Origin of the sequence: Brevibacillus laterosporus, from assembly GCF_030489605.1 — a bacterium.
GTDB lineage: Bacteria > Bacillota > Bacilli > Brevibacillales > Brevibacillaceae > Brevibacillus_B > Brevibacillus_B laterosporus_E.
The window spans coordinates 1-23,493 of record NZ_JAUKFY010000010.1 but is presented as its reverse complement, the minus strand read 5'-3'; the positions used below and the strand labels follow the sequence as shown (position 1 = coordinate 23,493).

General features: G+C 41.9%; 22 protein-coding genes and 1 riboswitch. Of the genes, 4 read left to right on the top strand and 18 right to left on the bottom strand.

All coding sequences use genetic code 11. From position 1 onward, the window contains the following. Window positions 1-54 precede the first annotated feature (54 nt). The 6 genes from QZ995_RS12540 to QZ995_RS12515 all read right to left on the bottom strand — a co-directional run bounded on the left by QZ995_RS12540 (window position 55) and on the right by QZ995_RS12515 (window position 6,714). A complete protein-coding gene (locus QZ995_RS12540; protein WP_301807256.1) occupies window positions 55-567 on the bottom strand; it encodes an adenine phosphoribosyltransferase in 513 nt (170 codons plus the stop codon). A gap of 54 nt (window positions 568-621) precedes the next feature. Beyond that, window positions 622-2,979 carry a single-stranded-DNA-specific exonuclease RecJ gene (gene recJ / locus QZ995_RS12535; protein WP_301807255.1) on the bottom strand — a complete coding sequence of 786 codons (2,358 nt, stop codon included), beginning with the start codon at window positions 2,977-2,979 and terminating at the stop codon, window positions 622-624. Window positions 2,980-3,120: 141 nt separating this feature from the next. Beyond that, window positions 3,121-4,050, bottom strand: coding sequence for a cation diffusion facilitator family transporter (locus QZ995_RS12530; protein WP_301807253.1), 930 nt, complete (start codon window positions 4,048-4,050; stop codon window positions 3,121-3,123). Window positions 4,051-4,181: 131 nt separating this feature from the next. Then, window positions 4,182-5,117: a protein translocase subunit SecF gene (secF, locus tag QZ995_RS12525; protein WP_301807252.1), complete on the bottom strand. Its 936-nt coding sequence runs from the start codon at window positions 5,115-5,117 to the stop codon at window positions 4,182-4,184. Next, complete coding sequence (gene secD, locus QZ995_RS12520; protein WP_301807250.1) at window positions 5,107-6,342, bottom strand: protein translocase subunit SecD; 1,236 nt, start codon at window positions 6,340-6,342, stop codon at window positions 5,107-5,109. The genes secF and secD overlap by 11 nt, the downstream gene beginning before the upstream one ends. A 102-nt stretch (window positions 6,343-6,444) precedes the next feature. Next, window positions 6,445-6,714, bottom strand: coding sequence for a post-transcriptional regulator (locus QZ995_RS12515; protein ID WP_301807247.1), 270 nt, complete (start codon window positions 6,712-6,714; stop codon window positions 6,445-6,447). Window positions 6,715-6,861: 147 nt separating this feature from the next. Here QZ995_RS12515 and spoVB point away from each other — a divergent pair, with 147 nt between their 5' ends. Next, window positions 6,862-8,445, top strand: coding sequence for a stage V sporulation protein B (gene spoVB / locus QZ995_RS12510; RefSeq protein ID WP_301807245.1), 1,584 nt, complete (start codon window positions 6,862-6,864; stop codon window positions 8,443-8,445). On the opposite strand, the gene QZ995_RS12505 is transcribed toward spoVB, so the two are convergent. Both QZ995_RS12505 and corA read right to left on the bottom strand, forming a co-directional pair. Further along, window positions 8,446-9,162 carry a DUF421 domain-containing protein gene (locus QZ995_RS12505; RefSeq protein ID WP_301807242.1) on the bottom strand — a complete coding sequence of 239 codons (717 nt, stop codon included), beginning with the start codon at window positions 9,160-9,162 and terminating at the stop codon, window positions 8,446-8,448. It lies immediately after the preceding gene. Window positions 9,163-9,251: 89 nt separating this feature from the next. Further along, on the bottom strand, window positions 9,252-10,229 hold the full coding sequence (corA, locus tag QZ995_RS12500; RefSeq protein WP_031413980.1) for a magnesium/cobalt transporter CorA: 978 nt from the start codon (window positions 10,227-10,229) through the stop codon (window positions 9,252-9,254). 144 nt (window positions 10,230-10,373) lie between these two features. Here corA and QZ995_RS12495 point away from each other — a divergent pair, with 144 nt between their 5' ends. Next, window positions 10,374-10,745 carry a TIGR04086 family membrane protein gene (locus tag QZ995_RS12495; protein WP_301807238.1) on the top strand — a complete coding sequence of 124 codons (372 nt, stop codon included), beginning with the start codon at window positions 10,374-10,376 and terminating at the stop codon, window positions 10,743-10,745. 86 nt (window positions 10,746-10,831) lie between these two features. Here the strand turns inward: QZ995_RS12495 and yajC are convergent, their stop codons facing one another. The 7 genes from yajC to QZ995_RS12460 form a co-directional block, all read right to left on the bottom strand. Continuing rightward, entirely contained in the window at window positions 10,832-11,158 is a 327-nt protein-coding gene (gene yajC, locus QZ995_RS12490; RefSeq protein WP_031413978.1) for a preprotein translocase subunit YajC, read from the bottom strand. A 19-nt stretch (window positions 11,159-11,177) separates the two neighbouring features. Further along, window positions 11,178-12,308, bottom strand: a complete 1,131-nt coding sequence (tgt, locus tag QZ995_RS12485; RefSeq protein WP_301807233.1) for a tRNA guanosine(34) transglycosylase Tgt — start codon at window positions 12,306-12,308, stop codon at window positions 11,178-11,180. A 122-nt stretch (window positions 12,309-12,430) separates the two neighbouring features. Further along, window positions 12,431-13,459 (bottom strand): tRNA preQ1(34) S-adenosylmethionine ribosyltransferase-isomerase QueA, encoded by a 1,029-nt coding sequence (gene queA / locus QZ995_RS12480; protein ID WP_301807231.1) that lies wholly within the window; start codon window positions 13,457-13,459, stop codon window positions 12,431-12,433. Window positions 13,460-13,509: 50 nt separating this feature from the next. Then, window positions 13,510-14,517 (bottom strand): Holliday junction branch migration DNA helicase RuvB, encoded by a 1,008-nt coding sequence (gene ruvB / locus QZ995_RS12475; RefSeq protein WP_031413976.1) that lies wholly within the window; start codon window positions 14,515-14,517, stop codon window positions 13,510-13,512. A 6-nt stretch (window positions 14,518-14,523) separates the two neighbouring features. Beyond that, window positions 14,524-15,144, bottom strand: a complete 621-nt coding sequence (gene ruvA / locus QZ995_RS12470; protein WP_301807229.1) for a Holliday junction branch migration protein RuvA — start codon at window positions 15,142-15,144, stop codon at window positions 14,524-14,526. Continuing rightward, the gene (gene ruvC, locus QZ995_RS12465) at window positions 15,141-15,641 is read right to left on the bottom strand and encodes a crossover junction endodeoxyribonuclease RuvC (protein ID WP_301807228.1); all 501 of its coding nucleotides are present in this window, start codon (window positions 15,639-15,641) and stop codon (window positions 15,141-15,143) included. Before ruvC ends, ruvA begins: the two co-directional genes overlap by 4 nt. A 248-nt stretch (window positions 15,642-15,889) precedes the next feature. Continuing rightward, window positions 15,890-16,081: a hypothetical protein gene (locus QZ995_RS12460; RefSeq protein ID WP_301807226.1), complete on the bottom strand. Its 192-nt coding sequence runs from the start codon at window positions 16,079-16,081 to the stop codon at window positions 15,890-15,892. 187 nt (window positions 16,082-16,268) lie between these two features. Here QZ995_RS12460 and QZ995_RS12455 point away from each other — a divergent pair, with 187 nt between their 5' ends. After that, window positions 16,269-17,432, top strand: coding sequence for a hypothetical protein (locus tag QZ995_RS12455; RefSeq protein WP_301807222.1), 1,164 nt, complete (start codon window positions 16,269-16,271; stop codon window positions 17,430-17,432). Window positions 17,433-17,524: 92 nt separating this feature from the next. Here the strand turns inward: QZ995_RS12455 and QZ995_RS12450 are convergent, their stop codons facing one another. The 3 genes from QZ995_RS12450 to QZ995_RS12440 all read right to left on the bottom strand — a co-directional run bounded on the left by QZ995_RS12450 (window position 17,525) and on the right by QZ995_RS12440 (window position 20,613). Next, a complete protein-coding gene (locus QZ995_RS12450) occupies window positions 17,525-18,838 on the bottom strand; it encodes a nucleobase:cation symporter-2 family protein (protein WP_301807220.1) in 1,314 nt (437 codons plus the stop codon). 25 nt (window positions 18,839-18,863) lie between these two features. After that, complete coding sequence (locus tag QZ995_RS12445; protein ID WP_301807217.1) at window positions 18,864-19,460, bottom strand: xanthine phosphoribosyltransferase; 597 nt, start codon at window positions 19,458-19,460, stop codon at window positions 18,864-18,866. A 205-nt stretch (window positions 19,461-19,665) separates the two neighbouring features. Then, window positions 19,666-19,770, bottom strand: a riboswitch (purine riboswitch). Between the two features lie 237 nt (window positions 19,771-20,007). Beyond that, complete coding sequence (locus QZ995_RS12440; protein ID WP_301807215.1) at window positions 20,008-20,613, bottom strand: BofC C-terminal domain-containing protein; 606 nt, start codon at window positions 20,611-20,613, stop codon at window positions 20,008-20,010. 297 nt (window positions 20,614-20,910) lie between these two features. Here QZ995_RS12440 and QZ995_RS12435 point away from each other — a divergent pair, with 297 nt between their 5' ends. Further along, window positions 20,911-23,451 carry a bifunctional 2',3'-cyclic-nucleotide 2'-phosphodiesterase/3'-nucleotidase gene (locus QZ995_RS12435; protein ID WP_301807212.1) on the top strand — a complete coding sequence of 847 codons (2,541 nt, stop codon included), beginning with the start codon at window positions 20,911-20,913 and terminating at the stop codon, window positions 23,449-23,451. Window positions 23,452-23,493: the final 42 nt, after the last annotated feature.

Sequence of the window (23,493 nt, the reverse complement as noted above, 5' to 3'; positions counted from 1 at the left end):
ATCCGCAAAAAACCTCCGCAAGCGCAGAGCTTACAGAGGTTTTTATCCAACAGATTAATATGTGATTAACGAAGAAACCGGGATGTCACCTAGTTTTTCACGACCATCGAGATAGCTTAATTCAATCAGGAATACAGCCCCTACTACGATTCCGCCCAATTGTTCAACAAGATTTATAGATGTCTCAATCGTACCGCCCGTTGCAAGCAGGTCATCTGCAATCAATACACGATCACCAGGCTTGATTGCATCTTCATGCATTGCTAATGCATCACTGCCATACTCTAAGCTATAATCAGCTTGAATAGATTTGTAAGGTAATTTGTTTGCCTTGCGAATCGGAATAAACCCGACGTTCATCGCATATGACAATGGTGCCCCTACAACAAAACCGCGCGCTTCCGGTCCTGCGATTACATCCACGTTTAGGGTATCAGCAAATGTTTTCAATTCATTGATTGCCGCTTTATATACAGGGCCATCTTTTAATAGGGTAGTAATATCTTTGAAACGAATCCCCGGTTGTGGGTAATCTGGAATCACGCGAATATAATCTTTAAAGTTCATTAAGGAATGCCTCCTACAAAAGAATAAAAACAAAGTAAGTTGGGTGCTCTTCTTCTAAGACTGATGAAGCATATCCAAATATTTTCCTAGTCCATCATGATTAGAAAGGAGCAGTTCGGCGTGTAGCTCGGCTTCCTCGCGCCAGTCTAGATATCGTGAAGATGTATCCAAAGGCGCTTTAGCCGGTTCTGGATGCAATAGGTATGCTTGCTCGCTATCTTCAATAAAACAAAGCTCTGTAAAAATAGTAAGCATTCGCTCCACAATGGAACGCTTTAGCTTCAATTTTTTAGCTAATGCATCGAGATGAGCCTTGTTGATTTTACCATATTGTCGAAAAATTTGATACAGCGCTTTAAAATCTTCTCGGCTCGGTACATGCAGCAATTCAAAGGCTTCATCCGCTTCTCCAAATAAACAGTAAATGGAGTCCATTTCATGTAACGCAGTCATCGCCTGTCCCAATGCTTTTTTGGAGGAAGGAAGGTCGTATAAGATGATCGAGCGACATCCTTCTTTCCAGTCTCCTTGCATTTCTCCAGCATTCGTTACATACAGAAGCGACCTTTGGGTAAGCTGCTGACTTGCGAGTAAAGAGTGCAAACGTTGATGATTAGCTGCTTGGAATGTGATGGTAATCAACTCTTCCGCTGCTATTTTATCTAACCATTTTTTCTCTTTATCGCGGGTGCCTCGCCAGTCGAAAATCTGCTTATGCTTGACCGCTACATCACGAAGCAAGAATTGAGGCTTTCGCAACCCATTCCATTCATTAATCTGCAATTCACCAAGCACTGAAAGCTTTGATGTTGGAGCTACCTGTTCCATAATTGGGGCAAAACCAAAGCCGATTGCATCTAGTTGCGATTTCTCATGTGACAATACACATTTTAGATGTGTCTCATCCTTCCCAATTTTACGCATACCCTGATGACCGACTTTTTCACAGACAAGTATTGGAGTAGGGTTACCCATGCCGAATGGAGCTAAAGCTTCCAGTTCTACAGCAAGATCTAGATTCATTTCATCAAAAGCCACTTCAAGATCTACTCTTGTTTTGGGGATGAAGTCTTCTGGTTGCAGCCATTCCTGTGAAATGCGATGCAACGCCTTGCGTAGCGGATCTACATTCTCTATGGGCAATGTCATACCCGCTGCCATTGTGTGACCACCATAGTGTGGTAGAAGCTCCTTGCAGGCCGTCAACGCCTCATACATGTCGAAGCCAGCAATGCTTCGGGCCGAGCCTTTTGCTGTGCCTTTTTCAGGATCGATTCCAAGCACAATAGCAGGTCGATAGAATTTCTCCACTAAACGAGAGGCAACAATACCAACAACGCCGACATTCCATCCCTCTTTGGCTACAACAATTACTCCACTCTGATCAGCCGGATATAGCTGTTCAACCATTTCAATGGCTTCTTCCGCCATAGCTTGAACTAATTCTTGGCGCTCCCGGTTCAACTCATCAAGTACTTCCGCTTGTTCCTTCGCTTCCTGTACATCCTCTGACACGAGCAATTTAACCGCTGCTTCTGCTGTTTCTAAACGACCGCCCGCATTAATTCGTGGTCCAATGGCAAAGCCCACATGTCCCGCAGTAATTTCTTTCTCCTGAAGCCCGCACACATCAAGTAAAGCTTGGATACCTACATTTTGTGTTCGATTCAATCGTTGCAATCCTAAACTAGCTAATACCCTGTTTTCATCCACTAAAGGAACAAGGTCAGCAATCGTTCCTATCGCGGCCAAATCGACGAACTCCATCGGAGGCTCTTTTAACAAGGCTTGGGCCAGCTTAAAAGCAACGCCTACACCAGCCAGCATGTCAAACGGATAGGAACAGCCCGGTTTTTTAGGATTCATTACTGCAAACGCATCAGGCAGAAGCTCAGGTGGTTCATGGTGATCCGTCACGATGATATCAAGCCCCAACTGATTTCCATGCGCTACCTGCTCTACCGCGCTTATGCCAGTATCCACAGTCACGACAAGCCGAAAACCGCTGTCATAAATGTATGACAACGCTGTTTGGTTTAACCCGTATCCTTCTTTAAAACGATTCGGTATATAATAATCAAATGTGGCTCCCAATTTTCGTAACAAATGCACCATTAAAGCAGTGGAGCTAACTCCATCCGCATCATAATCTCCATATATGCAAATCGGTTCATGTCGCTCAATCGCCTGTTGGATTCGATGCACGCTTTTGTCCATGCCATCCAATAAAAATGGATCATGTAGCTGTTTTGGACTGACATTCAAAAAGTCACGTGCCTTTTGTGACGTATCCATCCCTCTTTGAACGAGCAAACGTGCAAGCAAAGGCGATATTCCACACGCTTGGGCAATCTCTGCACTTATTGCTTCGTCATATGGGGTGAGTTGCCATCGCGATTTCGCTTGTAGCATGAGGCAGCCCTCCAATCCTCATCCATTATATAAAGAAATAGAGGGCATGCCAAGCTTTCTTATAAACGCAAAAAGCGTATGTTTTAAGAACGTCCTGTCATAAATAAGCTTGAATTGTGAAAAAGTCCAATAATAACTGCATTATTCATCCGTCTTAACAGGTTCCTCATCCCATGACTTTCCTTTTTCATCATACGGATTAATGTGAACAAACACATTTCGAATATCCTGATGTTTTTCCATTAAATTGCGTTTAACATTTTTCCCGATTCGATGTCCATCCTCTACCGTTATAAACGGATCAACTGAAACCTTAATATCCACGATTTGATAGTGACCAGTTTCTCTGGCCCACAGCTCATCAATTCGCAATACTCCCTCTACCTCCATAACGGTTTTACGCAAAGGCAAGGTATCTTCCTCGTGCAATACATGATCCATCGCGGAATGAATTGATTCCTTTAAAATATGGTAGGCTGTTTTTAATACAAGGAAGGATACAAAAATCCCTGCAATGGGATCAAGATATACGGTCCAACTTACCCCTAGCTTCTCCCCAAGAATTGCCCCGCCAACACCAATTAACGCAGCGAAGGAAGAATATACATCAGAACGATGCTCCCAGGCATTCGCAATTAATGATTGGCTATTCAATTTTTTCCCTAGATGATACTTATATCGAAACATCCATTCTTTTATTATCATGGAGCCTAACGCCGCCCATACGGCTAACATGCCAGGAGGCTCAAGGGGCTCATAGAGTGATTTATACGAGGAATAAGCAATTTCAAAGCCTACAATAGCGAGTAGGATAGATACGATAATAGCTGAAATTGACTCTGCTTTTCCGTGCCCATACGGATGGTCTTGATCTGGGGGCGCCTCTGCTGCGCGAAGCCCTATTAAAACAGCAACTGACCCGATTACATCAGATGCAGAATGAACGGCATCGGCTACCATCGCTCGCGAATCAGCTACCAAGCCCACAAGTAATTTGACAAGTGCCAGCAACAGATTGCCAACAATACCGACCCATGCAGCAAACTGAGCCTTTGCCAAACGATTTTCCACCTGGTTTCTTCCTCCTTTTATCAGTTGGATGAACCTATTGTACCGCTTCGCTTGCCCATCCACCACTTATTGTATTTTTTTGAGAATAAAAAAACCGCAGGGGCTATCCCCCACGGTTTATTCTATCCAATTTAGCTCTCATTAGGAGTAGCTTTTAATCCTTTTTTCTTCATCTCACGTTCTTTCATAGATACCCAAATCTGTGCAGCGATAAAGATGGAAGAATACGTACCACTGATCAGACCAAAGATAAGAGCTAAGGAGAAGTTACGAATGCCTTCGCTACCAAAAATAGCAATCGCAGCAGCCGTAATGAACACGGTCAAAACAGTAAAGATAGAGCGGCGCATACTTTGCCATAAGCTCACGTTGACCATATGTTCTAAATCCTCAATGGTTTTTGTTTTCATTGTCCGCATGTTCTCACGGATACGGTCAAAGATAACAATCGTATCATTGATGGAATAACCAACGATCGTTAAAATCGCTGCAATAAATGTTAAGTCAACTTCCAAACGGAACAAGGAGAACAAAGCAATCGGGATAAAAGCATCATGTAAGATGGAGATTACGCAAGCAATCCCGAATAAGAATTGGAATCGAATCGCAATATAGACAACAATCCCCGCAGAAGCAACTAAAACAGCGATAATGGCTTTATTCACGAGCTCATTGGCAATCACGGGGTCAACTGTAGATTCCTGTTTCGTTACCTGATTACCATATTTCGCTTTAACAGCAGCCTCAATCTCTTTCAGCTTTTCTGGAGTGATCGTTTCTGTAAACGTTGTCGTTGCAAATTCCTTATTATTACCATATTTGGTTACATCTTTAAAGTGAACATCAGGAATTACTTTTGCAATAATTTGTTGGACGTCTGCTTCATTAAACTGCTTGTTAATAAATAAATCCAAACGAGTACCTGCTGTGAAATCAACGCCTTTATTTAGTCCAAACATTAGCATCGAGGCTAAACCTAGAACTAGTAAGATACCTGAAAACCAATAGAATTTGTGTCGGTTTTTAACAATATCAAATTTAACAATATCTTTTTCTTTAGAGTTCACCGATTTCACTCTCCTTTACACCAAACCAGCGAGGCTTCTTAAACGCATTGGAACGAAGAAGCAACCATAGCAAAAAGCGAGAGCCGAACACGTTGGTAATCAAGCTGACAATTAGAGTCATTGCTAGGATAATCGCGAAACCTTGAATGGAGCTCGTCCCAAAGTAGAAGAGCACGACGCACGCAATCAAAGTAGTAACATGCGAGTCAATGATTGTAATCAACGAGCGACGTTCACCCGCACGGAAAGAAGACAGAACGGTCTTACCTGTCATGATTTCTTCTCGAATGCGTTCATAGGTGATAATGTTAGCATCTACCGCCATACCTACAGCCAAAATAAAGCCGGCAATACCTGGCAGCGTAAGCGTAGCATGCATCCATTGCAAAACTACTAAACATACGTAAACAAACGCTGTTAACGTAATATTTGCAATCATACCAGGAACACGGTATACAAAAAGCATAAAGAGGAAAATTAGTGCTCCGCCGATATAGCCTGCATAAATAGTCTTTTTCAAAGCAAGATCACCAAGGCTTGCTCCTACTGCCGTTACTTGCTTTTCAATTAATTTAGCCGGCAATGAACCTGCATTTAACGTTTCTGCTAATTCACGTGCCTCTTCTTTTGTGTATTTACCTGTTATTTGTGCGCTGCCGCCTGTAATAACAGTTTGAATCGTAGGATTTGTTAACAAGTTTTCATCTAAGAAGATGGCAACTGGTTTTCCTAAATTTTTGCGTGTTACTTCTGCAAATTTTTCTGCATCGGCAAATTTCAGGGTAACAAGCGGCTCATTTAGCTCACCATAACCAACAGCAGCACCACCAGGCGCTAGGTCTGTTCCACGCATAACGACTTCACCTGTCATGTCACGGAACGTCAATACGGCTGGTTTCCCGATCAATGAACGCAGCTTCTCGGGATCAGTAACCCCTGCCAATTTAACGCGTACGCGGTTAGGATTTTCAATGGTTACCTCTGGTTCAGAAACTCCCCCGATATTAACACGTTTCTCAATCATCTGAGCTGTTGCTGCAAGTAGTTCAGTGTTTGTTTTGTGCTTTGCATCAAGCGGTTCTACTTCATACAAAATCTCAAATCCGCCTCTTAAGTCAAGACCAAGTACGATATTGCCCGCTACTTTTGTGGTAGTAGTGGCCATGAGCGTACCTAAGAGTCCGATCACCAGTAGGAAGAGAACAAATCTACTCCACTTTATCATCTAACATAATGCCCCTTTCCCAACGGATACCAAGCGTTCATACGCAAATATCCCAATTCAAAGAATCAATATGCCCATTATAGACTTGTAGAAAAATGCATGTCAAATTACGCCGTTATTTTTATACATATTAATCATCACATAGTTCATATATTTGCTAATTTTTAAGGAGAGGATATCGTTAACAAGACGATGTAGAGTGGGGCGTTCTTCTCCTTTATAGGCTGATATCACACACTCCCATATCTCTTCAGGAGTAATGTTATCGTAACCTAGAATCAAAAATTCCTCTGCCTTACTTTTGCATAAAACTAACATTTCCTGATATTTGTCTACCTCAATAAAGCTCACTACATTCCCTTTATTTTCCATATTCCTACACCTCTTTACGTGACCTTTGTTGTTATAAAATGTTTCTCCCATACATAAAATCTAGTCATGCCCCAGGTGGCACGTCCATATGGTAATAGTGTAGTAAGTAAAGCTTAAGGTAAATGTTAAAGAGAAGGGGCTATCCCTATGAAAAAATCCTTTTTTTACGGTACCATGGTACTCATCGTAGCAGGCGCCATTACTAAGATTTTTGGTTTCGCCCATCGTATTATTCTTTCCCAATTAATTGGTTCAGAAGGTATGGGGCTGTATCAAATGATCGTCCCACTTCTCTACTTTCTGATTACCATTACTACATTTGGTTTGCCTGTTGCCATCGCTAAACAGGTTGCAGAAGCGGAAGCGGCCAAAAATCATCAGCAATCAAGAAGATTCCTCTATTTGGCCCTAGCTATTACAATTGGACTGAGTACGTTAGTCTCATTATTGTTAGCTGTTGGAGCTCGCTTTTTTACGGAATTGTTCTTTACGGACTCGCGCACCCATCTGTTATTGCTGACAGCTTTACCTATTCTACCGATCGCTAGTTTCTCGGCTGTGTTACGTGGTTATTTCCAGGGAAAACAAAATATGGTGCCTACAGCCCTCTCTCAATTGATTGAGCAAATAGTCCGTATTTTAATAGTAATAGGTATGACCTTGACACTTGCCCCCTATGGAATTTTTATTGCTACCATTGGTGCAGTCGGCAGCATTTTACTAGGTGAGCTAGCTGGCCTGTTATACATGATATGGAATTATAAAAAGAACAGTCGCGAACTCGGCGATCTGTTTAAGAGACCTGGCTCACGTCGGGCATTGTTTCAAAAAAGCTCCCCGGCTATTAAGCAGCTCTTGCATGTATCCCTGCCAGTCACGATGAGCCGCGTAGTAGGTTCTATTGCTTATGTGATGGAACCAATGCTTGTCCCCTATGCGCTTTTATTAGCAGGGTATAAAACCGTTCAGGCGACCTCCTTATATGGTCAATTTTCTGGAATGGCTGTCCCTCTGTTACTTTTCCCTACTTTTCTTACCTATTCGTTATCCATTTCAATGGTTCCTGCTGTTGCAGAAGCCGCTTTTGAGAAGAACAGCAAGATGGTTCATCGCCGCATTTATCAAGCCATGCGTATAACGCTGGTTATCGGAGCTCCCTGTGCTGTTTTATTATATGTATTTGCAGAGCCTCTCTGTCAACTATTATACAAGCAGGCCGAGGTTGGCCTATTATTGAAGCAATTGGCACCATTTTCTGTATTTTTGTTTTTCCAGGCTCCATTAGCCGCTGCTCTACAGGGTTTGGATCAAGCACATGTTGTATTCCGTAACACCCTGATTGGAACAGTCGTCAAAATCGCATCCATGTTTATCCTGACATCTCGTCCTGAATTTGGAATCAATGGAGCGATCATTGCGCTGAATTTAAACATTACGTTGGTAACCATGCTCCATTTTGCTAGCCTCGTCAAAGGGATCGGTTTTACTATTCAGGTTGGCGAATTTGTAAAAATTGGTTTTGCTATGCTGGCTATCGGCTATTGCAGCACGTATATGTCTGAGCATTGGTTCAAGGATACTAGCTTACTCCATATGTTAACAATATGCTCTTCTGCTTCTATGCTTCTCTACTTAGTATTACTTGTTAGCATGAGGGTATTGGGTAAACAAGATGTAGCGCGGATTCCTTGGATTGGTCAGCAATTAAGCATGTTTTTCCCCCGCAGGTGATTATTTGCGGGGGTTTTGGATTTTATTTACAAACAGTTTTCCTTGTTCATCAATGCTACAAAAGATAATCTCGTTCGTATGACGAAAACCTAGTTTTTTTAATTCCTGCTTGAGCCAAAATATATTTTTACCAATTTTTTCCAAAGCATTCATCTGCACCTCTCCATCCATAATTAAAGGAATAGGAAATTTCACAGTAACACCTGTGAAGGATTGCTTAGGCTTCTTCTGTTGCAGGCCTAAATCTTGCAAGGTAACAGGTGTTTTTCCCGGTTTCGTAAATACACTGACCCTACCTGTCGTTTCCAATATGGCAAATTCAACATCGGCCAGGTTTTTTATATTTTCCTGACGCAGGTGAATCAATAGGTCATCTAGGTTAAGTCGATTTTTTTTCAACGCTTCTTCTCTTATTTCACCATTTGCAATCAAAACATCTGCTTCTCCGTTAACGAAGTTCCTGATCTTTTTGCTCTTCATAAACAAATACGCCATTCCAATTTCCAACAGCATAATAAGGATCATGGGCGAAAACATGTGCAGAAGTGGTTTATTCACCTGATCAATCGAAAGAACTGCCATTTCTGCCAGCATGATAGAAATAACAACATCAAACAAAGACATTTGACCCAGTTCTCTTTTGCCCATCAGCCTCATGATGAGTAGGAGGAGGAAATAACTAAAGAGGGTACGCATAAGTATGGTTAGTAGCTCCACGGTATAAGACCTCCCACATGTTCATCTACCTTATGTAGTAGTGTCCACGGGTCCATCCTACCTTATGCGTCCCTCTCTTTTCCTTTCTGTTATAGCCATTTTTTCTTTTTAAAGACATAGAGCATCCACGATGTCAATAAAATCATTGAACCGAATGCGATGACAAACATGACAGGCTCTGCCTTATCCCCCATCCATCCAAAGGTGTTCATTCCAAAGATCCCTGTGATAAAGGTTAGTGGCAGAATAACAGTAGAGATAATAGTCAGGATACGTACTGTTTCATTACTTCTGCCCGTAATAATCGTATAATAAGTATCTAGTGCACCGTTTACTAAATCCCGAAATGTTTCTGTTGAGTCAACGATTCGCTCCAAGTGATCCGTTAAGTCCACATAGAAAGGAACATTTTCCTCTGAAATATCAAACGAATAGCGACCGTTCACATTGGCAAAAATCCGCTTTTGCGGCAAAATCACGCGGCGTATTAAAATCAAAGTACGCTTTAACGCTAAGAATTCCTCTGTAATTTCTTCAGTTTGATGCTCGTAGATTTCATCCTCTAAATCATCAATACGGACACTTAAGCGATCCATAATTGGAAAGTATTCATCGGTAATCCCGTCAACAATTGCATACAACAAATAATCCGGACCTCGATTTAAGAAGGAATTGCTTCGATGACATTGAGCTGCAATGCGCCCAATCGTATTCATTGGTGATTTATGAATAGTAACAATGTAGTTCGGACCAAGGAAAACATTAAGCTCTACTGTAGTAATCTCGTTATCGCTTTCCTCATTATATCGGAGCGCGTGAAAAACGAAGAAATAGTAGTCATCATATTTATCCACTTTTGCACGCGGGCTGACATGCAAACAGTCCTCAATGGCCAATGGATGAAACTCAAAAATTTTCGCAATGTAATGCAGCTCCTGATTGCCTACATCATACAGATCAATCCATAATAAATCCTCAGGAGATTTCAGCCATTGATCCTTGGTTGTTAAATCTACATCGTGGATCATCTTTTGTTCGGAATGATTATAAAAATAGGTTTTTATCATCGGTATCCTCACCCCCGTCTTTTTCCCTTATCCATCATACGAAAATTCGCGGCGATGTTCAATCAAGAGATGAATAAGCCTGTCAAGCCTCTCATATAGATGGTAATAAGAAAATGAATCATAAAGAGAGGATGGGATCGTGTTATGCGCAGTCATTCCGCCTCGGTGATGACGGGATTATTTCTAACGCTTGGCCTTGTCTTGCTAGGTTCTATTTTTGCTGCATTACTTCTTTCCTTTACCAATGTCAAGGAAAGCTCTCTACCTTACTTTAGCTATGTCATTAACATTTGCAGCTTGTTGATTGGCGGTTTCGTAACGGGGCGCAAATGCGGTGCACGCGGCTGGTATTACGGAGGTTTAACCGGTTTAGGCTATTTCTTTCTCGTCTTGCTGATCGGTTTTTTAGGCTTTAATGCTCCGCTTAATTTTTCAACCTTATTGTACACTCTCTTTGCCTTTCTTATCGCAGGGATTGGCGGCGTTTTTGGTGTAAATACGACTAATCGGCGGTAATTTCCGGCTTGCAGATCAAGGGGCTTGATCTGTTGACAAGGAAAAAAGCTGTTAGCATATCGCTAACAGCTTTCTTGTGTTTATGTTTATTTCGTATCTTCTGCAGGTGCTTCCAATTCCTCTTTTTTCGTTTCCGCTACTTCTTTTGTAGGGCTAGGAACTGTAACAGAATTTACTGCACCGCGGTCGAACGTCATGTGTACGTTGTGAGAAACCTTCAAAATAAGTGTATCGTCAGTAATGTCTTGGATAGTGCCATGCAGTCCTCCAATTGTTACAACGCGATCCCCTTTTTTCATAGCTGCCAACATTGCATTGCGTTCTTTATTACGTTTTTGTTGAGGGCGAATCAACAAAAAGTAAAAGATCACAAACATAATAATAATCGGCAACAATCCACCTAAACCTTGCATGGTTCATCCTCCTTAGTTCTTAGAAAGATCTATTTTCACCCAATCCATATTGGGCAAAAAACTGGTCTCTGAAATCTTTCAAACGATCTTCACGGATCGCTTGGCGCACTTTCTCCATCAATTTAATGAGGAAGTGCAGGTTGTGATGCGTAGTTAAACGAATGCCAAAGGTCTCTTCAGCTTTGATCAAATGACGAATGTAAGCACGCGTATAATTCTTACACGTGTAGCAGTCGCAATTAGGGTCAAGTGGAGTAAAATCGCGCGCAAACTTTGCATTGCGTACGACTAACCTTCCTTGGCTCGTCATGCATGTCCCATTTCGAGCTATACGAGTAGGCAACACACAGTCAAACATATCAATTCCACGAAGCGCACCTTCTATGAGGGCATCCGGAGAACCTACACCCATCAAATAACGAGGTTTGTTATCCGGTAGCAACGGAACTGTGTAATCCAGCACTTCATACATTAACGGGAATGGCTCACCTACGCTAAGTCCACCGATGGCATACCCCGGGAAATCCATCTGTACAAGGTCACGTGCACTTTGTTCCCGTAAATCCTGATACATGCCTCCCTGTACGATCCCGAATAAAGCTTGATCTTCCTTGCGCTCATGCGCACGTAAGCAACGCTCTGCCCAACGGGTTGTCCGCTCCATCGATTTTTTTACATAATCGTACTCAGCCGGATACGGGGCACACTCATCAAAAGCCATCATAATATCGGCACCAAGTGCGTTTTGAATCTGCATCGCTTCTTCCGGGCCAATAAACAGCTTTTCCCCATTTAAGTGAGAGCGAAAAGATACACCCTCTTCTGTAATCTTACGTAAATTGCTTAAACTAAATACCTGAAAACCGCCACTATCTGTTAAAATAGCTCCGTTCCAGTTCATAAATTTATGCAAGCCACCTGCTTCTTTAACGATCTCGTGACCCGGACGCAAGAATAGATGATACGTATTACTCAAAATAATGTTAGCGCCCATCCCGCTGATTTCTTCAGGGGACATGGTTTTAACTGTGGCTTGAGTCCCAACCGGCATGAATGCTGGGGTTTCAAAAGTACCATGCGGGGTATGAACTCGTCCCAGCCGTGCGCCAGTCTGTTTGCACGTTTTAATTAATTCGTAGCGTACTGCCAAAGTTTCTGCACTCCTCAATAACCAGATGTGAACACCATCTGTTTTATTAGCATGTTTTTCCTACGTCTTATCTATTATAAAAGGTATGATCATGAATCACAAGAAAACGCATAAAAATTCTTTTATTTAATTAACATCGCATCTCCAAAGCTAAAGAAACGATACTTGCGGGCAATCGCATCCTGATAAGCACGAAGAACATTTTCACGTCCGGCCAAAGCACTAATTAGCATGACCAGCGTTGATTTAGGCAAATGGAAGTTAGTTAAAAGACCGTCAATAATCGCAAATTCATAGCCAGGATACATAAAAATATCCGTCCAACCAGACTGAGCAACCAGCTTGCCACCATGTTCTTTCGCAATCGTCTCCAGCGTTCTACAAGATGTAGTGCCGACAGCAATGACTCGCTTTCCTGCCTCTTTTGCGCCATTGATCAGATCAGCCATTTCCTGTGTCAATTGATAATACTCAGCATGCATCACATGCTCTTCAATTACATCTGCTTCCACCGGACGGAATGTTCCTAATCCCACATGCAAAGTGACATAGGCCAATTTAATCCCCTTTTGCTGAAGCTTATCCAAATATTCCTGTGTAAAATGCAAGCCTGCTGTCGGTGCCGCCGCAGAGCCTAATTCCTTAGAGTAAACAGTCTGATAGCGTTCGCGATCATCTAGTTGTTCATGAATATAAGGCGGCAGGGGCATTGAGCCTAATCGATCTAAAATCTCATAGAAAATTCCCTCGTAGGAGAATCGCACAATCCGCCCTCCTGTTGGTGTAATCTCTTCGCAAACACAGCGAAGCATACCGTCACCAAACTCTATCTCAGCCCCTACTTTAAATCGTTTCCCTGGACGTGCTAAGGTTTCCCAACGGTCATCCCCAAGCGACTTGAGCAGCAGAATCTCAATTTTAGCCCCTGTCTCGCTTTTTACGCCAATCAAACGGGCGGGCAACACGCGACTGTCATTAACAACCAGCACGTCCCCCGCTTCTAAATACGTAATTAAGTCCGTAAACTGCCGATGAGTTACTTCACCTGTTTGTTTATCAAGAACAAGCAAACGAGACCCTGTGCGATCCTCAAGTGGATGCTGGGCAATCAACTCTTCAGGCAGGTCAAAATCAAATAAAGTTACATCCACGTCTCTCTAATCTCCTTTTTTGCAGGTTCATTGCTGTTGGACAAATCCTTCTAGGACTCAGAAGGCATTGGAAGTTGAAAATGCGTGTAGCATGCCGGTGTCGCAATACGTCCACGCGGTGTTCGCTGAATGAACCCAATTTGTAACAAATAAGGCTCACAAACATCTTCAATCGTTTGTGATTCTTCCCCAATGGTAGCAGCAATCGTATCCAGTCCTACTGGTCCGCCTGCAAATTTTTCAATAATGGCAAGAAGTAATTTATGGTCAATATGATCGAGTCCGCAAGCATCCACCTGGAGTCTGACTAAAGCCTCATGGGCAATTTCTTGGGTAATAATTCCTTCGCCCTGAACCTGAGCAAAATCCCGGACACGTTTTAATAAGCGATTGGCGATACGCGGTGTCCCTCGGGAGCGCTTGGCAATTTCTAGAGCTCCACCTTCTTGCATCCCAATTTGCAGGATGTCTGCTGCACGCGAAACAATGAAAGCTAATTCTTCAATTGTATAAAATTCCAAACGATTAACGACCCCAAATCGATCACGCAACGGAGACGAAAGTAATCCCGCACGCGTCGTAGCCCCTATTAAGGTAAAGGGGGGAAGGTCAAGTCGGACATTGCGAGCACTCGGCCCTTTTCCGATGATGATATCCAGGGCAAAATCCTCCATTGCTGGATACAAGACCTCTTCTACACTGCGATTAAGTCTATGTATCTCGTCAATAAACAGCACATCCCCCTCCTGAAGATTCGTAAGGATGGCAGCTAAATCACCTGGTCGTTCAATAGCGGGTCCAGAGGTTGTTTTTAGATTAACGCCTAGTTCATTAGCTATAATCTGGGATAAAGTTGTCTTTCCTAAACCTGGAGGTCCATATAATAATACATGGTCCAACGCCTCTTTTCTCATTTTAGCAGCTTCGATAAAGACCTTTAAATTTTCTTTTACCTGCTTTTGCCCGATGTATTCGGATAAGAAGCGAGGACGCAAACTAAATTCATTAGCATCTTCTTCCCACTGCATATGGGTGGTAATAATCCGATTATCGTCCATCTTCTTTTATCCCCTCATAAAGAGCGCAAGCCCCTGTTTAATCAATTGCTCTACACTAGCCCCCGATTTGGCTGATTCCAGCAATTTAGGACGAATCCCTTGTGTTTCGTTGTCTGAATAGCCTAAAGCCATCAACGCCTGCATTGCTTCTTCTAAAGCAGCCATGTCGGAATTTCCCTTCACCAAAAGAGATTCTGGTGCAGATGTAACCAGCATAGACGGTGTAAAGCCCTTCAGCTTATCTTTCAAGTCTAAGATCATGCGCTGGGCCGTCTTCTTCCCAATCCCAGGAAACTTTGTTAAATAAGTCACATTCTCTTGTTGAACAGCAGAAACAATTTGGTCAGGTGTAGCCCCAGCCAAGATAGCTAATGCGCCTTTTGGTCCGATGCCATTCACATCAAGCAGCCGGCGATATAAATCGCGTTCATCTCTGGTTGCAAATCCATACAAATGAATCGCATCTTCACGTACATGGTGATGCGTAAATAAACGGCAAGACTTCCCTTCATCTTTCACAAAATAATAAGGATTAGGACAAAAAATGCGGTAACCAAGCCCGCCTGCTTGCACCACAACGTATTCCGTATCTATATAAGTGACAATTCCCTCTACAAAATCAATCATTTCTTTGCACCTTCCGATATATCATAATACGTGCGGCTTTGAGCATGCGTAATCGCTACACCTAATGCGTCTGCTACGTCGTCTGGTTTTGGCACTTCCTTTAATCTCAATAACATCCGTACCATTTCTTGAATTTGCTTTTTCTCAGCTCCACCGTAGCCAGTCACTGCCTGCTTGATTTGCATTGGTGTGTATTCAAAAACCGGGATCCCTTTTTGCTCCGCAGCCAAAATAATAACACCCCGAGCCTGCCCTACAGTAAAGGCTGTGGTCACATTTCGGTTAAAAAACAATTTTTCTATGCCCATTTCATCAGGCTTATACGTTTCCAAAAGCTCGATGGTAGCATCATACACTTGTCGCAATCGCAGCGGCACAGGTGTATGAGCTTCTGTCTGTATGCTACCATACTGTACAGGCTTTAAGGAACTTCCTTCTTTATCTACAAACCCAAACCCGACAATTGCAATCCCCGGGTCAATTCCGACTATCCGCATTCCATTCTCTCCGCTTCTTCCAGTCTTCCTTTAACTGTAACACAAACCAGACAGATTGCGAACATGCATTTCCGTTGAAAGTTTGATAACCCCTTCTATAAGATCGAACCCTAGCTTTTTTCTACCCCTTTTACGATTATGAATCTTCAGCTCATTTCATTGCTTTATTACAGAGCACGCAGAAAAAGCCTGCTGAGATTGTTCTCAACAGACTCCTTCTGCCTCGTTTCATAACGCGGGACGGCCAATTAGTGTTTGTTCATACCAAGCTCATCAGCTAAGTCATGCTGCATATGGGCGTAATTGTCCACTTCGTTCTGCATCTGATTCTCGATACTATTTATTTTTCGATAGTCCAATTTGTTATGACCTTGGTTGAGCTGAACATACAAGCGTTGATGGAACTGGTCTTTGTAGCTTCCTCTAGGCATTGAAGACATACAAGAACTCCTCCTTCACATGGCCGTCCCCTACAGTATGCGATGTTGATGATTGCGGTATGTATCCCGATTTTACCTATTTGCGTTCGATCAGAAAAGGCGAACAAGCTTAGAATGAAATGGATTTCTGGAAGCATTCTATAACTGAAGTCGCTTTCATTTGTCCATTTTAAAGAGGGGTATGTTTATGAAGACGAAATCCTTTTCCAGTCTCTATTTTCTGCTAATCTGCTTTTGTTTACTATTTTCCCCCTCCGCTGCTTTTGGAAAACATCATGTGTACGTAAGCAAAACAGATAAACTCGTGCCATTTCCCCCGGGTTCCCTCCCTCAAGGGGGCATAACCATCATTGTAAAAACCTCTGTTCATGCGGCTTTTCAATCGAAGCTGACGATATCAGGCCAGGAAAAATGGGGACAGCTAATTGAAGCCAGACCGCGCATTTCAAGCTCAGAACCAGAATTTGTTCGGGCTATCATCTATACGGAAAAAAATCGTTATCTATATAGTGATGAGCAGCGTTTATTTGAATTTGACTCCTATCGGGAAGTACTAGTAACGAATTCGTTGCGTACACATCTTGAAAAATGGGTTTCTTTAACAGAACAAAAGCATTATGGTTTATTATCGCCGTGGAGCGAGGTACAACAAAACTTTAAACGTATGGCTTGCGGAACTGTCACAGATATTGAATCAGGTGAACAATTCCGTGTACAGCGTCGAGCCGGCAGTGGTCATGCTGACGTACAGCCTTTAACCAAGCAGGATACCCTCATTATGAAGAGGATCTATCAGGGAAAATGGAGCTGGAAAAGGCGCGCCATTTTATTGACCGTAAACGGAAAACATTATGCGGCTTCCATGCACGGTATGCCTCACGGTGGAGATGGAATTCCTGGAAATCAATTTAATGGGCATTTTTGTATTCACTTCTTAGGCAGCTCGACTCACAAGCGTCACGAGCCGGATGCTGGCCACCAATTGATGATTCAAAAAGCGGCTGGAACACTCTATTCAGCTCTGCGGGAGGCTAGCCCCCTTCAAATTATTGATTATTATCTCACCTGTCTGCGGGAAGAGGAGCGTCTTGCTTCCTTGCTGGTTGCAGGATCACCAAGCTCTCTGGCATCCATGAATGATCCGGTGTATGTTCGTGAACGGTTGCACCCGCTTTTAGATAAGATGACAGCGGAGGAGCAAACCAGCGATATGTTTTCAGTCACCATCCCTGTTAAACTCTCCTATGCCATTAAAGGAAAGAACTACCAAAGAGTCTGTTATTTTACCTTAGTTAGAGGATCACAATGGGATCGTTGGCGAATCGCCGAATTGGAGCTTGTTGGAGAGTAACAAAGAACGGTTGGATAAAAAGGATGTTCCCTAAGCAATCCTGCTGTTTGGAACATCCTTTCTTACCTTTAAACCTGAAATTGTTTATTTTCTTACACAGATACCGTTTCAGAGGTCGTCTGAGAAGTGCTATTGACTGCCTTATCTGTTCGAGCCAAACAAATATTTAATACAATCGCTGTTAAAGAGCCTGTAACAATCCCATTTTGCATAATCATTTTCGCCATACCCGGTAGTTGATCAAACATTTGCGGAACCACAGCGGAACCTAAGCCTACTGCAATACTACAAGCTGCAATTAAAAGATTTTCATTTTTGGATAGATCGACGCTAGATAAAATATTAATACCTGATGCAACTACCATTCCAAACATGGCAATCATAGCCCCGCCTAATACAGCATCAGGAATAACGGTTGTAAGTGCAGCCAATTTTGGCAGCATTCCCAAGGTAACTAGAATTACGCCCGCTCCCATAATGGCTTCTCGACCTTTGATTCCTGTCAATGAAAGGAGCCCGACGTTTTGCGAGAAAGCTGTATATGGGAAAGCGTTAAAGACACCGCCCATTGTAATAGCAAGCCCTTCTGCACGTAAGCCTTTTACTACTGTTTTGGGTTCAATCTTGGTGTCCGTTACTTTTCCAACTGCAAAATAGACACCCGTAGATTCCACCATACTGATTATATTGACAATGATCATGGTTAGAATTGCCATTATATCAAAGCGCGGCGCCCCGAAATAGAATGGTTGTACGATGCTAATCCAGGAGGCAGTCCACACATGCGAGAAGTCAACCATGCCTAAGAAAAAGGCGATCATGGTACCCGTCACAAGTCCAATCAATACGGCAATCGATCGAATGAATCCTGTAAAGAAACGATTAAACAACAGGATTAAAAGCAAGGTTAAAAGAGCTAGAAGTAAATTGGTAGGGGAACCAAAAGATGCACTACCTTCCCCACCAGCCGCATTCTTCATCGCAACAGGAATTAAGGATAACCCAATGATAGTAACGACTGAGCCTGTAACCACTGTTGGAAAAAAACGTAGTAATTTGCCAAATAAAGGTGCAAATAAAAATACAAAAATACCAGATACGATAATAGCACCATATGCGGTTGTTAAGCTGTTCCCTGCTGAAAGGGACACGGCAATAATGGGCCCTACTGCCGTAAAGGTACATCCAAGCATTACGGGAAGCCCCGATCCAATGTACTTTCCGCCATACACTTGAAGCAAGGTCGCAAGCCCGCTGGTGAAGAGGTCCGCTGCGATTAGATATGCCATCTGTTGTGGTGTTAATCCCAATTCTTTACCGATAATAAGCGGAACGATAACAGCCCCTGCATACATCGCTAGAACCTGTTGAAAGCCCAAGGTAAATATCTTTTGCTTGCTTAACATTGCCCTCTATCTCTCCCTTTTTGCCTTACGATTTGCATGCGCCGATTTCCTCAATAAATTCAATACCTGTTTCTGGGGACATCGATTTGATTCGAGCTAACGAATGAATAGCAATCCCTCTTTCCTCAAGCAAGCCTCGACCTTCCTGAAAGCTTTTTTCAATAACAGCACCTACGCCAATCAATTCAGCACCAGCTTCTTTCACAATGTCGCACAATCCTACTAATGCAGCTCCAGTAGCTAGGAAATCATCTACGATTAGTACGCGCTCACCCGGCTTTAAATAGGCTTTAGCCACACTAATCTGGTATGTTTCTTTACGTGTGAAAGAATGCACAGATGCCGTATATACATCATCCGATTGCGTAATTGCTTTTTTCTTTTTTGCATAAACAAAAGGGACCTGTAGCGCAAAGCCTGTTGCCATTGCAAATTGAATCCCACTCGCCTCGATTGTTAAAACCTTCGTAATGTTTTCTTTAGCAAATCGCTTTGCAAATTCTTCCCCGATCAGCATGGCTAGCTTTGAGTCCACCTGATGATTTAAAAAAGCATCTACCTTTAAAACCGTATCGGACAATACATTTCCGTCCTGACAAATTCTTTCCTGTAATACCTTCATGAGTAGCCAAAAGCCCCTTTCCACATTTTCAACAAAGTATTTTAAAAAAACAAAAAAACCCAAAAGGACAAGGCACTTGAAAAACAATGTTCAAGTGAAACCTGTCCTTCTGGGTTTTTATCCCTTAGGTGTAGCTTTGTATATAACAAAGCTTGCATCGCTTGGACCAGTCCTTCTGTCAATAAACGCATGACAAAAACGGAACCCTAGATGCACTTTCACTCGTAGTCAGATGAGATTATCGGTCATCTGGTAGAAACTTATGGGCCATATCCCCAAGAATTATACGAGTCATTTGAAATTGAATAGGTACACTGTAACATACCCACTATTTTTCGACAAGCAGGAAACACGTCTCGTTCCCAAACAATATTTTCCCATTATAAATAGGAAGCGATTACATAGTAGAGAATATTTGATCTCCTCTTTCTCCTCCTAACATTCAAACAAATCAGCCCAACAAAAAACAACCAGCTTTTCTCATCAATCGAAATGCAAAAGAGAAGCTGATTGTTTTTTATTACTTAGGTAATGAGCGGGCTTTTGATTACTGAGGCTCAATCTGTCGCTGAAATTCGCTAAAAGTAGATAAAATACTGTTATATTCAGCGAGATCATGTACACGGATACCTTTATACAAATGACCAATCTCTTCTTTAGAAAGGCTCGCTTTCATACTATCCGTGTTAATTCGATAAAAGGTTTGAATCACTTTCTGATAATCCGGCAACCCTTCAAAGAAGGTTAAAAAACCATCAGGTGATAAACCAAAGTAACCCTTCTCTTTACAAATGGGAGCAAGGTCATTCTCTTCTTTATGTAACACAATATAATCTGGATGAACCGAAACCAGCTCCCAGCCGGCGTACGGTTTCAATATTTGCTCTAAGGTTTGTTCTCTGACTTCTTTTTTCTCCTCATCCGTTACTCCGCATACGTATGTACGGGTTAAGACGACCTGTCTTGGCATGGAGAATACAGGGACACTTTCATTCCCTTCCATTTGCGATGACATCCTATTTTTATCTACTTGATTAGTCAGCTTCATTTCAAGACGAGAAACCCAGAACCCCAATACTAAGCCTATTGTTAACATAAGAAACAACATTAGCCATTTCCACTTCAGTTTTGCTGGGCGCAATGATTTGAGCATAGCAGAAAAACCCCTTTAGATGGCGTTTTTCTCCTATTATTCTCCATCTGCAACGAGTTTTATACAATAGTAGATAAACAGATAAATCACGAACGTTTTTATAATGAGTTGTAATATATTTCGTTATTATTGTTAATGTAAGCGTTTTTTATGTCAGTCATTTCCCGTTTGACTCGTAAAATCTTCGTAAATTTTGTGTTGCTCCTCCCGATTTATCTGTCGAAAATTAAAAACTTGTGATATGATCGAACTTGTCCAATTCTCATCATTTTATAATATTTTAAGGGGGCTTTTCACTTGAAGAAGACACATCTACACAGTGTGCTGGCTACCTCAATGGTGCTAAGTATGTTTGCTCTTCCTACAGCTCATGTAGGTGCAGAGGGAGAAAGCATTGTGAAATTACGTTTGATGGAAACAACTGATATCCATACAAATGTCGTGAACTATGACTACTATAAGGATGCTCCGACTGACCAATTCGGTCTAGCTAAAACAGCTACCTTGATCAAGAAAGCACGTGGAGAGGTTACAAACAGTGTTTTGTTTGACAATGGTGATTTGATCCAAGGAAATCCGCTTGGCGATTTCATTCATGAAAAAGGATTGAAAGATGGAGATGTTCATCCAATTTACAAAGCGATGAATCTACTTGACTATGAAGTAGGCAACATCGGTAACCATGAATTCAACTTTGGCCTTGATTATCTTCAAGCTTCTCTTAAAGGCGCAAAATTCCCATACGTAAACGCTAACATCTATATCGATGACAAGGATAACAATCCTGACAACGATAAAAACTACTTCACTCCTTACCACATCTTTGAAAAGAAAGTAAAAGATGAAAGCGGAAAAGAAGTAACAATTAAAATCGGTGCAATCGGATTTGCTCCTCCACAAGTAACTGCTTGGGACAAAGGTCACTTAGAAGGTAAAGTAATCGCTAAGGATATCATTGAAACAGCGAAAAAATTCGTTCCTCAAATGAAAAAAGAAGGGGCAGACATCATTGTAGCAATTCCTCATTCCGGATTTGAAAAAGCTCCAGCAAAAGGAAATGACGAAAATGCCGTTTACTACCTAAGTAAAGTAGAAGGCATTGATGCTATCCTGTTTGGTCATGCTCACAAGCTATTCCCAAGCAAAGATTTTGATGGAATTGAAGGCGTTGACACAGCAAAAGGTACAATCAATGGTATCCCATCTGTTATGCCAGGCTTCTGGGGCGATCATCTGGGCGTTATCGACCTAACTCTTAAACAAGTAGATGGAAAATGGCAAGTGATTGATTCCACAACTGAAGCACGTCCAATTTATGATGCTGCTACCAAAAAAGCTCTAGTGGAAGCTGATAAGGATATTGTGAATGCTGTAAAAGATGACCACGAAAACACCTTAGGCTATGTTCGCGGACCAGTTGGCGAAACAAAAGCTCCAATCAACAGTTTCTTTGCATTAGTTAATGACGATCCATCTGTTCAAATCGTTTCAAATGCACAAAGATGGTGGGCCGAAAAAGCAACGCAAGGAACAGAATATGAAGGTACTCCAATCTTGTCTGCAGCTGCGCCATTTAAAGCAGGCGGACGTAACGGTGCTGAATACTATACAGACATTAAAGCTGGAACAATTGCTGTTAAAAACGTTTCAGATCTATATATCTACCCAAATACAATTAAAGCTGTATTAATCGACGGTAGCCAAGTAAAAGAATGGTTGGAGCGTTCCGCTGGACAATTTAACCAAATCGATCCAACCAAAAAGGAAGAGCAAGCATTAGTTAATGATGCTTTCCCAACTTATAACTTTGATACATTGGATGGTGTAGAGTATCAATTCGATCTGACTCAGCCTTCCCGTTATGATATCAAGGGTACTTTGGTTAATGAAAAAGCAAATCGTGTAATTAACCTGCAATATAACGGTAAACCTATCGATCCTAAACAAAAATTCATCGTGGTAACAAATAACTATCGTGCTTTCGGTGGCGGTAACTTCCCTGGTATTGACGGTTCTAATGTCATCATCGATTCTCCAGACGAAAACCGTGAAGTATTAATTAACTACATTAAAGAGCAAAAATCCTTCAATCCAACAGCTGATGGAAACTGGGGTTTTGCACCTATCAAAGGTGACATTAAAGTAACGCTAACCTCTTCTCCTAAAGCAAAAGAAGTTGCTGAAAAGCTCGGTTACATCAAGTATATTGGTGAGGGAGAAAACGGTTTTGCTAAATATAGCATTGACCTTTCTTCTACAACTCAAAAAGTAGCTGAATCTGCTGACGCTTCTAAAGAAGACGTGAAAAAAGAAGAACCTAAGAATGACGACGCTTCTAAAGAAGATGTGAAAAAAGAGGAACCTAAAAAAGACGACGCTTCTAAAGAAGACGTGAAAAAAGAGGAACCTAAGAATGACGACGCTTCTAAAGAAGATGTGAAAAAAGAAGAACCTAAAAAAGACGACGCTTCTAAAGAAGATGTGAAAAAAGAAGAACCTAAAAAAGACGACGCTTCTAAGGAAGATGTGAAAAAAGAAGAACCTAAGAAAGACGACGCTTCTAAAGAAGATGTGAAAAAAGAAGAACCTAAGAAAGACCCGAATAAACTAGTTGCTGTTCGTGCAACTGCTGAGGGTCTAGGGATTCAAGTAGCCTACGACAATAAAACAAGAAGCGTTACTTTGACTAAAGGAAATGCAAAACTTGTTTATGTCCTTGGGGCTTCTGAGGTAATTGCTAACGGTAAAACCTTAGAAACAAATTCCGACATTGTGAAAAACCGTCTATTCCTACCAGTTGGTCTTTTGGAGGAAACATTCGGGGTAACAATTAAATAATTCCATGCAATGAAAAAAGAGAAAGGAATTTCCTTTCTCTTT

Bases quoted from the DNA above. Each gene is read 5' to 3' on its own strand.
- QZ995_RS12540 (WP_301807256.1), bottom strand. From the start codon at position 567: ATGAACTTTAAAGATTATATTCGCGTGATTCCAGATTACCCACAACCG.
- recJ (WP_301807255.1), bottom strand. From the start codon at position 2,979: ATGCTACAAGCGAAATCGCGATGGCAACTCACCCCATATGACGAAGCA.
- secD (WP_301807250.1), bottom strand. From the start codon at position 6,342: ATGATAAAGTGGAGTAGATTTGTTCTCTTCCTACTGGTGATCGGACTC.
- QZ995_RS12515 (WP_301807247.1), bottom strand. From the start codon at position 6,714: ATGGAAAATAAAGGGAATGTAGTGAGCTTTATTGAGGTAGACAAATAT.
- spoVB (WP_301807245.1), top strand. From the start codon at position 6,862: ATGAAAAAATCCTTTTTTTACGGTACCATGGTACTCATCGTAGCAGGC.
- corA (WP_031413980.1), bottom strand. From the start codon at position 10,229: ATGATAAAAACCTATTTTTATAATCATTCCGAACAAAAGATGATCCAC.
- QZ995_RS12495 (WP_301807238.1), top strand. From the start codon at position 10,374: ATGCGCAGTCATTCCGCCTCGGTGATGACGGGATTATTTCTAACGCTT.
- yajC (WP_031413978.1), bottom strand. From the start codon at position 11,158: ATGCAAGGTTTAGGTGGATTGTTGCCGATTATTATTATGTTTGTGATC.
- ruvB (WP_031413976.1), bottom strand. From the start codon at position 14,517: ATGGACGATAATCGGATTATTACCACCCATATGCAGTGGGAAGAAGAT.
- ruvA (WP_301807229.1), bottom strand. From the start codon at position 15,144: ATGATTGATTTTGTAGAGGGAATTGTCACTTATATAGATACGGAATAC.
- ruvC (WP_301807228.1), bottom strand. From the start codon at position 15,641: ATGCGGATAGTCGGAATTGACCCGGGGATTGCAATTGTCGGGTTTGGG.
- QZ995_RS12460 (WP_301807226.1), bottom strand. From the start codon at position 16,081: ATGTCTTCAATGCCTAGAGGAAGCTACAAAGACCAGTTCCATCAACGC.
- QZ995_RS12455 (WP_301807222.1), top strand. From the start codon at position 16,269: ATGAAGACGAAATCCTTTTCCAGTCTCTATTTTCTGCTAATCTGCTTT.
- QZ995_RS12450 (WP_301807220.1), bottom strand. From the start codon at position 18,838: ATGTTAAGCAAGCAAAAGATATTTACCTTGGGCTTTCAACAGGTTCTA.
- QZ995_RS12445 (WP_301807217.1), bottom strand. From the start codon at position 19,460: ATGAAGGTATTACAGGAAAGAATTTGTCAGGACGGAAATGTATTGTCC.
- QZ995_RS12440 (WP_301807215.1), bottom strand. From the start codon at position 20,613: ATGCTCAAATCATTGCGCCCAGCAAAACTGAAGTGGAAATGGCTAATG.